The organism is Enhygromyxa salina, assembly GCF_002994635.1.
Taxonomy (GTDB): Bacteria; Myxococcota_A; Polyangia; order Nannocystales; family Nannocystaceae; genus Plesiocystis; species Plesiocystis salina_B.
The window spans coordinates 1-13,834 of sequence record NZ_PVNL01000095.1 but is presented as its reverse complement, the minus strand read 5'-3'; the positions used below and the strand labels follow the sequence as shown (position 1 = coordinate 13,834).

General features: G+C 66.2%; 2 protein-coding genes. Both read left to right on the top strand.

Annotated features, from left to right (window positions below):
* The first annotated feature begins 155 nt into the window (after positions 1–155).
* Positions 156–977: a tetratricopeptide repeat protein gene (locus tag ENSA7_RS23305; RefSeq protein ID WP_181234027.1), complete on the top strand. Its 822-nt coding sequence runs from the start codon at positions 156–158 to the stop codon at positions 975–977.
* Between the two features lie 377 nt (positions 978–1,354).
* Positions 1,355–13,480, top strand: coding sequence for a tetratricopeptide repeat protein (locus ENSA7_RS23300; protein ID WP_106091537.1), 12,126 nt, complete (start codon positions 1,355–1,357; stop codon positions 13,478–13,480).
* Positions 13,481–13,834 lie beyond the last annotated feature (354 nt).

Here is a 13,834-nt window from a genome sequence, read left to right as displayed (position 1 = left end):
CCTGAGGCGAGCGGTGCGCCACCGCTTGTCACCAGGTGTGGCCGTCGGTACCATTCCGCCCCCGAAGAGGTCTCCTGATGCGCCGCGCGATCACTGCCGCCCTTCTCACCGCCCTGGTCCTTCTGCCTGCCTGCAACCTCACGAGCCAAGCTCGCGTGGACTCGATCAAACAAATGAACGAGGGCATTCAGCAGCTCAACAAGAACAACATGTCGGGGGCCGAGCGCGCGATGACGGAGGCGATCAAGACCGATCCGACGCACGCCGAGGCCTACCTGAACCTCGGCAAGCTGTACCGCAAGCAGCAAAAGTGGGTCGACGCCGAGAAGGCGTTCCGCGGCGCGATCGAGAACATGGGCGACAAGCCCGAGGGCGACTACTACTTCGAGATCGGCTCGGTGCAGGTCGCCCAGTCGCTCGAGCCAGGCACCAGCCGCGCGGAGCAAGAGGTGAAGTGGCGCGACGCGATCAAGTCCTTCTCGGAGGCGATCGGGCTCAACCCCAAACTCTATCGGGCCCACTACCAGATGGGCACGCTGCACGAGAAGCTCGACGAGCCGGAGCAGGCCGACCAGGCCTACCGCAAGTGCATCGAGCTCAACGGCAAGTACAGCCCGTGCTTCGTGTCGCTGGGCAACATGTACATCGACTACGGGTTCTCGAACGTTGCGATGGCGGTGCTCGAGACCGGCACGAAGGTCAACGACACCGACGCCGACATGTGGAACGGCATGGGCCGGGCGCTGCTGAACCTCAACCAGCCCAAGGACGCGGTCGAGGCCTACAAAAAGGCCAAGCGCATCGATCCTGACAAGCCAGATGTGCTGTTCGGCCTCGGCATGGCCTACGCAGAGATTCCGATGCGCAAGGAAGCCGCCGAGACCCTCAACGAGTTCGTCTCCAAGGCCGGAAACTCGCCCGAGCACATCAAGAAGGTTGCGAACGACACGATTGCCCGCATGGATAGCCCGATCTGAGGCAGATCGAGCAGGTCCCCACCCGGGATCTGGATCTAAGCCAGATCTGAGCTGGACCCGATCCGGGTCCGCGATGCCTCCTCGATCGCCCAGGCAGTCGACCTGATCCGCGAGCGCTCAGGGTTGAGCAGTTCGGTCGTCGAGCCTCGCACCTCGAGGTTCAGGGCCGCGTCGTCGCGAGCGCTCGGCCCCGGCTCGTCCGTGCAGCTGTCGCGTTGCGCAGGGTCACGTCGAGTGGTCGTTCGTCCAGTCGGAGGGGCCGCGCCATCCGGCCTGGGCCCACGAAGTCGTGCGCGTCGAGTGCGGCTTCAACAAGGTGTGATATCGACGCCCCAGCCAGTGAATTTACCCAGTGATGCTGGCAGGATAGGGGCCAGATGGAAGTCACCCAGCGGATCAAGGCGCGGCTCAAGGAAGTCCAAGACTGGAACTCGGTCATCGACGAGATCGAGCAAGAGGCCGTCAGTCTCCCGGAAGCTTCACAGCAGTCGGCAGCGCTCTTCGAACTAGCGCGCGCGTGCGAGGACCTGCTCCTCGACAAAGCGCGAGCGATGCAGTGCTACCAAAAAGCGTTCAAGCTCGATCAGTCCAACCTGCTCGCGCTCGAGTGTGCACGCGAGATCTATCGCCAGATGGCGCACCTCGAAATGGTGACGCGCTTGATGGGTCTCGAGCTGCGCGCGAACAAAGATCCCGATCGAGCGCCCTCACTCAACTACGCCTACGGCACGGCGATGTTGAACCAGCGGCAGATCGATCAGGCGAAAGACTTCCTCGCCGCGGCCGCGAACGCAGAGCCTGACAACGTCGACTACCAGGCTCGCTTCCAAGAGACGCTGTACGACCGCAACAACTGGGAGTTCGGGATCGGCAACCTCGTCATGCAGCTGCAGGCGCTGACCGGTAGCGATGACCCGCTCGTCGCCGAGGTCGCCGGGCGTGGCACGCAGGTCTCGTCGTTGTTCCTGCGCGCCGCTCGGATCTTGCAGCAAGAAGCGCCCGAGGACGCGCGCTTGCTGCCGATGTTGTTCAAGGCGCTAGACGCCGATCCAACCGACGCAGAGGCGGCGTTCGTCGCCGAGACCATCCTCGCCGATGGCGGTCACTTGCAGCACATCCAGCAGCTTCAGGATCGCCGCGCGAGCCTGATCGAAGACGCGGCCGCGCGCTCGCGACTGCTGACCGAGTTCGGAAACATCTGGCAGGTGCGTCTGCAGAACCCGGACATGGCGGCGTACTTTTATCGCCAGGCCTTGGACATCGCGTACGAGGATCCGTCGGCCGCGTTCACCGGTCACATCGCGGCGTTCCGCACCGTCGCCATGACCGCGGCGGCGAGCGGACAGATCGAGGGCATCATCGCCCTCGCGGATCGTGGCCTGGCTGCGATGGACGACGCCGACGACGCGACGATCATCGCGCTGCAGGCAGGCGAGTTCGCGTGGCGGACGGCCAACGACATCGACGACGCGCATCGTCTGCTCGGGTTCGCGTCGCACGGCGCTCCGAGTCACACGGTGGTCGTCGAGTTCCAGCAGACTGTCGGCGCGTTCGAGCAGGCCGACGACGGCGCGGCCGATGCCGAAGCCGAAGCCGAAGCGGCGGCAGCCGAAGCGGCAGCGGCCGAAGCGGCGGCAGCCGAAGCGGCAGCGGCCGAGGCGGCGGCAGCCGAAGCGGCAGCGGCCGAGGCGGCGGCAGACGAAGCGGCAGCAGTTGAAGCGGCAGCAGCCGAGGCGGCGGCGGCCGAGCAGGCGGCAGCAGAGGAGCGCGCAGCAGCCGAGCAGGCGGCAGCGGCCGAGCAGGCGGCAGCGGCCGAGCAGGCGGCAGCGGCCGAGCAGGCGGCAGCGGCCGACTCCGTCGAACAGGACGACGCGGACGCAGCGGAGGAGGCAGCGGCGGCCGAGGCCGAGCGCGCCGAAGCCGAAGCCGCGCAGGCAGCCGCGGCGGCGCAAGTCGAGGCCGACGCAGCCGAGGCGGCAGCAGCCGAGGCCGCGCTCGCGGCCGAAGCCGCAGCGGCCGAAGAGTCTGACGAAGAAGACGACAGCGACGACGCAGACGCAGACGCGGACGACGACGCGGGCACGGTCGAGGTCGGTGACGAGAGCTTCACCGAAGAGCAGATGGCGCTGATCAAGAAGGCCCGGGCCGCGGACGCCAAGGGCGGCAAGCGGGCGATCGACGCCTGGCGAGCGGCCGTCAGCGCGATGCCAGACAAGGAGCTCCCGCGCGCGCGCCTCAAGCAGCTCTACATCGACGGCAACAAGTGGAGCAACGTCGCCGATCTCTACAAGGACCAGATCAAGAACACCGACGACGACGGCGAGAAGATCCCGCTCTACTGGGAGTTGCTCGACCTCTACCGCGAGCACCTCAAGCAGCCCGGCCTGGTCGTCACGACCCTGTCGCAGCTCGAGAAGCTGGTCGAGGCGACCGGTGACAACGTCGCGCTGCTCAAGGTCGTCGAGGCCCAGCAGGCGCAGTTCGAAGACATGAAACGCTGGCCCGACCTCATCAGTCGGATCCGCCGTCGCGCCGAGCTGCACGACGACCCCGCGCAGAAGACCGAGCTCAACCTCGAGGCCGGGCGCCTGTTCCTCGACAAGTTCAACAACCAGGCCGAGGCGATCAAGAGCTTCGAGTCCGTGCTCGAGACCGACGAGTACAACGCCGAGGCGCTCGGCAAGCTCAAGGATCTGTATCAGCGCCGCCGCGACTGGGAGAAGATGATCTCGGTCCAGCAAAAAGAGCTGCAGCTGATCGAAGATCCGGTCGAGCGTCAGACCCAGCTGCTCGAGGTCGCGCGCACGGCCGGCAGCAAGATCAAGAAGCCGGCGATCGCGATCCAGCTGTGGGGCGCGGTGCTCGAGGGCGACCCGACCAACGTCGAGGCCCTCGAGGTGCTCGAGCAGATGCAAGAGCGCGAGAAGGACTGGGAGGCGCTCGCCAAGACCCTCGAGACCCTCAACGAGGTCACCGACGACGAGAAGAAGAAGAGCGCCAACCTGATCAAGCTCGGCCTGCTCTACTCGGACAAGCTCGACGACAACAAGGCGGCGATCCGCACCTGGGAAGCGCTGCACGAGATCGACAACGACAACCGTCGGGCCCAGGACGCGCTCAAGAAGCTGTACGTGGCCGAGGGCGACATGACCTCGCTCGAGGCGTTCTACGCCAAGCAAGACAAGTGGGCGGAGTTCATCCGCGTGCTCGAGCGCGAGGCCGACACCGTCGAGGACGAGGATCGCCGGATCACCCTGACTCTGAAGATCGCCGAGCTCTACAAGACCCGGCTCGACAAGGCTGACCGGGCCGTGCGCTCGCTCGAGAAGGCGCTCGGCAAGGACGAGAACAACCTGACCCTGGCCGAGGCGCTGATCGAGCTCTACGAAGAGGCCGGCGACGAGCGTCACATCTCGACGCCCCTCCAGATCAAGCTGGGCCACACCGAAGATCCAGATCAGCGCCAGGCGCTGCTCGCCCGGCTCGCCGATCTCGCCGAGCGCGTCCACAGCGAGCAGGCCCAGGCGTTTCAGTACTGGAAGCAATCGGTCGACGAGGATCACACCCAGGCCGAGTCCGCCGAGCACATGCGTCGGCTGGCCGAAGAGACCAACCTCTGGGGCGACCTGGTCAGCTCGTTCGAGGCGGCGTACGGCAAGTACGGCCCCGATCCCGACAGCCTCAGCCTGCGCCTGAGCGTGGCCGAGGTCTACGAGAAGCGGCTCGCGGATCTCGAGCGGGCGCTGTCCGTCAACCAGGAGATCCTCGAGATCGACGCCGAGCAAGAGACGGCGCTCGCGTCCCTCGAGAACCTCTACCTCGCGCTTGGTCGTGAGGAGGATCTGCTCAAGGTGCTCGGCACCAAGCTCGAGCTCGCCGCCGACGAGGACGATCGGCGTCAGATCCAGATCCGGATCGGCTCGATCCACGAGCAGCTCGACCACGCGGACCAGGCCGTGCAGGCCTACAACGCCGTGCTCGACATGGGCGTGGAGGCCCCGAGCGCGCTCGCGGCCCTCGATCGCCTGTACCTGCGGCTCGAGAACTGGGTCGAGCTCGCTGACATCTTGCGCCGCGAGCTCGCGGTCGTCGAAGCACACGGCGAAGAGAGCGAGGCCGGCATGGCCCTGCCCGATCGCCCGACCCTGCGCCATCGGCTTGGCGTGGTCGTGCAAGAGCACCTCGACGACGCCCCCGAGGCGGTCGAGCTGTTCCGCCAGGTCCTCGAGTACGACGCCGATCACGAGGACGCTCGCCAGCGGCTCGAGAGCTGGCTCGACGACGAAGATCTCAAGGTCCGGGTCGCAACGATCTTGCGCGAGGTGTACCAGCGACGCGAGGACTGGCCGCAGCTGGTCCGCGTGCTCGAGATCCTCGCCGCCGCAGAGGACGTGACGCCCGAGCGCGTCGCCTTGCTGCTCAAGATCGGCGAGATTCAGGCGCAGGCGCTCGGCGACAGCCGGACCGCGTTCGATGCCTACGCGCGCGCGTTCAAGGAAGACCCCGAGGACGAGACCGCTCAGCAGGCGCTCGAGAGCATCGCCGGGATCGACGAGCGCTGGGCCGACTTCGCCGAGCTGTACGAGGGCGCGGTCGTCAAGGATCTGCCCAGCGAGCTGATGAAGCAGCTGCTTCACAAGCTCGCCGGCGTCTATGACACCCAGCTCGGCAACGCCGATCAGGCGGTCAACTGCTACACGCGGGCCGTCGACATCGACCCCGAGAACCGCGAGGCGCTCGACGCCCTCGAGGAGCTGTACCAGCGCGCCGAGGCCTGGGCCGAGCTGCTCGGTGTGTACCGCAGCAAGGTCGAGTTCGAGGACGACCCGGATCTGCGCCAGAGCCTGCGCTTCAAGATCGCCTACCTGCAGGAGGAGATGCTCCAGCAGAACGACGAGGCGATCATGACCTACAACGAGATCCTCGCCGACGACGACACCAACATGAAGGCGATCGTCGCGCTCGATCGCCTGTACCAGACCCAGGAGAACTGGGCGGATCTGGCCGAGATCCTCGATCGCCAGCTGGCGCTCGCGGGTGACCCCGACGACATGATCAAGCTGAGCCTGCGGCTTGGCGCGGTCCGGCTCGAGAAGCTCGCGCAGGCCGGGCTCGCGGTCGAGATCTACCGGCGGGTGTTCGACTACGATCCCGGCAACGAGGACGCGCTCGCGGCCCTCGAGACCTTGCTCGACAATGAAGATCAGCAGCTGAGCGTCGCCAAGATCCTCGAGCCGATCTATCGCTCGACCAACGAGTGGTCGAAGCTGATCCAGGCCTACGAGATCATGGTCTCGCGCTCACTCGATCCGGCCGAGCGCATCGGCCTGCTCCACCAGATCGGTGAGCTGTACGAGATCGCCGGCGAGCAGCCCGACAAGGCGTTCGAGGCGATGGGTCGCGCGCTCAAGCAAAACCCGGCGAACGAAGACTCGCAGCGGCGGCTCGACAGCCTCGCCAACCAGATGGGCAGCTACGCCGAGCTGGTCGCGCTGTACGAGTCGGCGATCGAAGACATCGTCGACGATCAGCTGAGCATCCAGATCCTCGACAAGGTGGCGAAGATCTACGAGGCGACCCTCGACGACGCGGCCTCGGCCTCGGCCAGCTACAACAAGATCCTCGAGCTCGATCCCGGCAACTTCGCGGCGATCGACGCGCTGATCGAGGTCCACCGTCGGACCAACAACTTCGAGGCCTTGGTCGGCGCGGTCACCCGCAAGGCCGAGATGGTCGACGCCCCCGAAGATCGCAAGGCGCTGCTTTTGTACGCGGCGGACATCCGCGAGACCATGATGGAGGACGCCGAGGGGGCGATCGAGCTGTACCAGCAGGTGCTGAGCATCGACGACGCCGACGCTCGGGCCCTCGACGCGCTCGAGAAGCTGTACCTCGGGCTCGAGAACTGGGAGGCGCTGCGCGACGTCTACCAGCGCAAGACCGAGCTGGCCGAGACCCCCGAAGATCGCCGTCAGGCCCTGCACGTGCTCGGGCAGGTCCACGACCGCGAGCTCGGCGACGTCGACCGGGCGATCGACACCTACCAGGCGATCCTCGACATCGACCCGACCGACTACGACGCGATCCAGGCGCTGGATCGTCTCTACGGCCAGGCCGAGCGCTGGCACGATCAGCTGCAGATCCTCGAGCAGGCCGTCGACGTGGCGGACCGCCACGAGGCCCAGACGGCCCTGCGTCACCGGATCGGCGCGCTGTGGGAGAACCAGCTGGCGGACCCGGTCCGCGCGGTCGAGTCGTACCGCGAGGTGCTCGCCCACGATCCCAATCATGAGCCGACGATCGAGGCGCTCGGTCGGATCGCCCACGGTGACACCCAGCCGATGATGGCCGCCGAGGTGCTCGAGCCGTTCTACGAGCAGCTCGCCGAGTGGGAGAAGCTCATCGACCTCTATGAGGTCATGGTCGTCCACACCGAGGATCCGCTGGCCCGGATCGAGCGCTTGCACAAGATCGCCGACACCTACGAGCGGCAGCTGCAGGAGTTCGACAAGGGCTTTGACACCTACGCGCGCGCGCTGGCGATCGACCAGGAGGACGAGACCACCGTCGATCAGATGACGCGGCTCGCCGAGGTCACCGGCGACTGGGACAAGTACGCGCGGATCCTCGACGAGCAGGCCCAGAACATCATGGACCCGCTGGTCAAGGCCAAGATGCTCAAGCGCGTCGCGGCCGTGCGCCTCAACCAGCTCTCGGACGTCGAGGGCGCGATCGAGCGCTACAAGAAGGTGCTGGTCGAGGACCCGGAGGATCGCGACGCGATCGAGGCCCTCGACGCGATCTTCAGCCACCTCGAGCGCTGGCAGGAGCTGGTCGAGAACCTCGAGCGGCAGATCAGGATCACCGACGACGAGGTCGAGTCGATCGAGCTGCAGTTCCGCATGGGCCAGACCTACCAGCTGTCCATGAACGACCTGCCTCACGCGATCGAGGCCTACCAGAACATCCTCAACATCCAGCCGGATCACTCGCCCAGCCAGCAGTCGCTCGAGTTCATCTTCTACGAGGGCGAGCATCAGCACGAGATCGCCGAGATCCTCGAGCCGATCTACTTCGCGGCTGAGCGCTGGGAGCCGCTGGTCAAGCTCGGTGAGGCTCGGCTCGGAACCATCGACGAGGCCGCGGATCGCTTCGTCGTGATCCAGAACGTCGCCGAGATCTGCGAGCGCCGCCTGGGTGACATTGGTCAGGCGTTCCTGTGGTGGCTGCGCGCGTACATGGACGACGCGACCAGCATCCAGATCACCGAAGAGATCGAGCGCCTGGCCGAGGCCACGCAGGAGTGGGGCGCGATCGTCGACGTCGGCGATCAGATCCTCGAGGGCGAGTCGGTCTCGCCGGAGGTCAAGCAGCAGGTGCTGTCACGCAGCGCGCGGGTCCTCGACCACAAGCTGCAAGACTACGGTCGGGCGATCGAATACTACCGGGCGGTCCTCGAGCTCGAGTCGGAGAACCTCGCCGCGCTCGCGGCCCTCGATCGCATCTACACGCACGCGGCGATGTACGTCGAGCTCGCCGAGATCCTGCAGCGCCGGATCGCGGTGGTGATGGACAGCGACCTGCTCGTCGAGCTCGAGCTGCGCCTGGCCCAGACCTTCGAGGGCTACCTCGGCAACGTCAACGAGGCGATCGCCGCCTACACGCGGGTGCTCGACAACGCGCCCGACAACATGACGGCGCTGTCGCGGCTCGAGGCCCTGTACCTCAGCCAGCATCGGTTCTCGGATCTGTTCGACAACTATCAAAAGATGGTTGACGTCGCGAACACCGACGACGACATGGCCGGCTGCTATCAGCGCATGGCCAAGCTGGCCTCGGACGCGCTCGATCGTGAGATCGACGCCGTGGATCTGTGGAACCGCGTGCTCGATCTTCGCGGTGAAGATCCGCTCGCGCTGACCGAGCTCGCGGGCCTGCATGAGCGGGCCCAGCGGTGGGACGAGCTCGTCGAGATCCTCGAGCGCGTCGTGTACGTGGTCGAGGATCCGGCCGAGCGGGTCGACGCGTACCAGCGCCTCGGTCGGACCTACGGCGAGAAGCTCGAGCGCGAGCGGCAGGCGCTCGACTCGTGGATCAACGCGCTCGACATCGATCCGGGCAACCTCGAGACCCTCGAGACCCTCAAGCGGCTCTACGAAGAGAGCCAGGCCTGGGTCGAGCTGATCGACATCCTCGCGCGGATGGTGCAGCTGCCCGAGGGCATGCTGGACCACGAGCGGCTGCGCAACTTGTGGGCGCAGATCGGCTCGATTCAGGGCGAGTACCTGATGGCCACCGACGACGCGATCTCGGCCTGGCTGCAGGTCCTGGCGATCGCCGAGGGTGACATGGAGGCCCTGGCCGCGCTCGAGGAGCTCTACACCGGCGAAGCCCGGTGGGACGAGGCCATCCAGATCCTCGAGCGCAAGGTCGCCGCGATCGACGACGAAGAGGGCAAGATGGACGTCCTCATGCAGATCGCCGGGATCTGGGAGGAGAACCTCGAGAACAAGGATCAGGCCGCCGGGGCCTACCTCGAGATCTTGGATCTGCGCGCCGGGCATCCGCCGGCCGCCGACGCCCTCGACGCGATCTACCGCGAGACCGAGCAGTTCGAGGCGCTGACCGAGCTGTTGATCACCCGCGCCGAGGTCACCGAGGCCGAGCAGTACGAGGACAAGGTCCGCTACCTGCAGCAGGGCGCGAAGGTGTTCGAGGAGAAGCTCGGCGATCTCGACAGCGCGTTCGCGGTGCTTCAGGCCGCGTTCAACGTCGACTACTCGAACGAGGACACCTCGCGCGAGCTCGAGCGCATCGCAACCATCGCCAACAAGTGGGGCGACCTGCTCAACGAGTACAACGCGATCGTCAACGAGATCGAAGATCCGCTCGAGCGCTGCGAGCTGTGGGTCAAGATCGGCCGCTGGTACGGCGAGCACCTCGACCGGCCCGACTACGGGATCCAGTCGCTGCACAAGGCGCTCGAGCTCAACGCCGAGAGCGTCAACGCGCTGCGCGAGCTGTCCAACTTCTATCGTCGCGCCGGTCAGGCCCACGAGCTGTCGGACACGCTCGCCCGGATCGTGCCGCTCGAGCAGGAGCCCGAGGTTCAGGCCGCGACCTTGCTCGACCTCGCGCAGGTCCAGGAGACCGGCCTCGTCGATCTGCCCTCGGCGGTCGAGAGCTACCGTCGGGTGCTCGAGATCGACAGCGAGAGCATCACGGCGATGGACTCGCTCGCGCGCCTGCACGAGGCCCAGCAGCAGTGGAACGAGCTGGTCGCGATCCTCGAGCGTCGCTCGCAGGTCATGGACGACCCGGACGAGATCCTGGTCATCAAGAAGCGGATCGGCGGCGTGCAGGAGTTCAACCTGCAGGACGCGGTCGCGGCGATCGAGACCTTCAAGGACATCACCGCCAGCGAGCCGACCGATCGTGAAGCCCTGCAGGCGCTCGAGCGCCTGTACATGGGCCAGGGCAACATCGAGGAGTACCTCGAGACCCTCGAGGCCGAGCTCGACGCGACCGCCGATGTCGGCGAGCAGATCGAGATCCACGAGAAGATGGCGTTCGCGCTGGTCGAGCACGCCGGCGACAAGGAGCGCGCCGCCGAGGTGCTCGAGAAGATCCTGATGCTCGATCCCGGTCGGGATCAGACCTATCGCCAGGCCGAGCACCTGTACTACGAGCTCGAGCGCTGGACCGAGCTGGTCGACACCTATCGCAACCACGTGGAGGCGATCGGCGACGTCCAGGTCAAGATCCAGCTGCTGCAGGCCATGGGCGAGGTGTTCGAGAAGCAGATCCAGGACACGGATCGGGCGATCGACTGCTACCGCGAGATCCTCGAGCTCGCCCCCAACCACTTCGACGCCGCCAACACCCTCAGCCGCCTGCAGGAGGCGATTGAGGACTGGCCCTCGGCGGTCGAGACCATGGATCGCCTGGTCGGCTTGATCGACGATCCCAACGCCCGGCTCGAGCTCCTGACCCGCATGGGTCGGGTCCACTTCCAGAAGCTCGAGGATCAGGTCGAAGCCGAGCGCCGCCTCAGCGACGCGCTGACGATCGACCCGGGTCACGTGCCCGCGCTGATCATCCTCGCCGAGCTCTACAAGGCGCGGATGGACTGGCTCAAGGCCGCGCGCACGCTGCAGTCTGCGTCGGACTACTCGCACAACAACTACGAGAAGACCCAGCTCGCGGCCGACGCTGGCTTCATCTTCCTCGAGGAGCTCGAGGACGAGGGCAGCGCGACCACGATGTTCAGCGCGGCGATCCGCCTGGATCCCGAGCACGTCAGGGTCGGCAAGGTCCTGTCGCGGATCTTCTACCGCAAGGAGCAGTTCCAGGAGGCCGACCCGATCTACGACATGCTCGCGCGCAAGTCCGATCAGCTCGAGCTCGACGACGACGATCTGCGCGAGATGTACCTGCGCGCAGCCAAGGTCGCGCGCAAGCTCGGCGACGGCGAGAAGGCCCTCAAGCGCTACAAGTCCGCCTACGACATCGACTCGACCAACCACGAGGTCCTGACCGGGATGGCGGATCTGTTGTTCGACCAGGAGAACTGGGACCGGGCGTTCAAGCTCTACCAGACCATCTTGGTCCAGCATCGCGACAGCCAGAGCGACGACGACACCGTGCTCGTCTACTACCGGCTCGGCACGATCAAGCGCCGCCAGAACGAGCCCCGCAAGGCGCTCAACTACATGGAGAAGGCGCTGGAAGTGCAGCCCTTCAACAAGGGCGTGCTCGAGGCCGTGATCGAGCTGCAGGCGGCCGCCAACGACTGGGAGGGCGTGATCCAGGCCAAGCGCGCGCTGGTCGACGTCGTCGAGTCGGACGACGAGCGCTTCGAGCTCTACAAGGAGATCGGCGAGCTCTACGTCGAGAAGCTCGAGAACCGGACCAAGGCCGCCGAGGCGTTCTCGTCTGGTCTCGACCTGCGTCCGCAGGACTTCCCGATGCTGCACACGCTCCTGGCCCTGTACCAGGAGAACAAGCAGTGGGACGAGCTGATCTCGATCATCGATCGGATCGTGGAGATCGAGCAGAACGCCCTTCGCCGCAGCCGCTACAACTACTCGGCGGCCGTCGTGTTGCGTGACAGCCTCAAGGCCCAGGACGAGGCGATCGATCGGTTCAACACGGTCCTCGACGACGATCCGACCTACCTCAAGGCGTTCCAGGCGATCGACGCCCTGGTCACCAAGACCAAGGACTGGAAGAGCCTCGAGCGCTCGTATCGCAAGATGATCAAGCGGCTGCCCGCGACCGGCCAAGAGGAGCTGGCGCTGGCGCTGTGGAGCAACCTCGGCGAGATCTACCGGACCCGGCTCGACAACTACCAGTCGGCCGCCGAGGTGTTCACGATCGTCGCGACGCAGTTCGACCCGAACAACCCCAAGTGGCAGATCATCCTCGCGGAGCTGTACGAGCGCCTGCTCGAGCAGAACCCCAACGAGTTCGCGCCCAAGGCCGTCGCCGCTCACCAGGCGCTCATCGCCCAGGAGCCGTACCGGATCGAGAGCTACCACGCGCTCTACAACATCTATCGGCAGAGCAATCAGGTCGATAAGGCCTGGTGCGTGGCCCAGGCCCTCGCGTTCCTGAAGAAGGCCAACGACGACCAGCAGACGCTGTACGACCGCCATCGGCAAGAGGGCTTCGTCCGCGCTCGCCAGCGGCTCAGCGAGACCACGATGCGCAAGCACGTGTTCCACCCTGATCAGGACCCGTACCTGACCGGCATCCTGGGTCTCGTCGCGCAGCCGCTGGCCGCGTGGCAGGCCAAGGAGCTACCGCCCACGATCAAGGCCGACTCGCGGACCGACATCACTCTGGATCCGTCGCCGTTTTGCCAGATCGCCAAGTACGTCAAGGACGTGCTCAACGTCGGCGCCCCCGACGTGTACCTGCGCCCCAGCGATCCCGGCGACGTCACCGTGATCAACGTCAAGCGCGACGGCGCCGTGCACCCCTCGATGGTCGTCTACTCCAACGTCCTGCGCGGCAAGAAGGAGCATCACCTCGTGTTCGCCCTGGGCAAGAGCATGATGGACCTGTACCCGCCGCACTACGCCTACGTGACCATCGACCGGTCACCGCAGAGCCTCAAGCAGGTGTTCATGGCCTGCATGCGGATCTGCGGCATGCCGGTCCAAGGTGACACGGCCGCGCTCGACTCGATCGCGCGCGAGATCAAGGGTCGCATGAGCGCCGGCCACGTCGACCAGCTCTCCAGCCTCATGAAGAAGTTCGTGCAGGCCGGCGGCTCGACCGACGTCAAGCGCTGGGCCGCCGCCGTCGAGCTGACCAGCTACCGCGTCGGCCTGCTGATGTGCGGCGACCTCCAGACCTCCGCTCTCATGGTCTCGCAAGAGCAGAACGTGCTCGGCTCGACGATGACGCCGAAGGACAAGATCAAAGAGCTCGTGCTCTACTCGATCTCCGAAGACTACTTCGACGCCCGCCGCGGCATCGGAATCCAAGTCGGTTAGTTTAGCCCCCCCCGCGGCCGCCTTGGCACGTTGCCAAAGGCGGCCGCTTCGCAGCCGTTCGGTCGCTTCGCTCCCTCGTTGGATCGGCTAGCTGTTCGCGCTGGTGTGAGTGGCCCCCCAAGGGGGGCTCGTCTCATCGCCCGCGGGCGGCCTGCACTCTCGGCGAGTCGCGATGGCAGGCGTCTACGGGGGCTCGTCTCATTGCCCGCGGGCGGCCTGCACTCTCGGCGAGTCGCGATGGCAGGCGTCTACGGGAACCACGGGGAGACCAGCGACCGAGGAGAGGAGCCCGTCGGGGCGACCGCCGGGGTGGGGGGCCCCATGACGACTTCGTCGGCATGGGGCCCCCCACCC

Bases quoted from the DNA above. Each gene is read 5' to 3' on its own strand.
- ENSA7_RS23300 (WP_106091537.1), top strand. From the start codon at position 1,355: ATGGAAGTCACCCAGCGGATCAAGGCGCGGCTCAAGGAAGTCCAAGAC.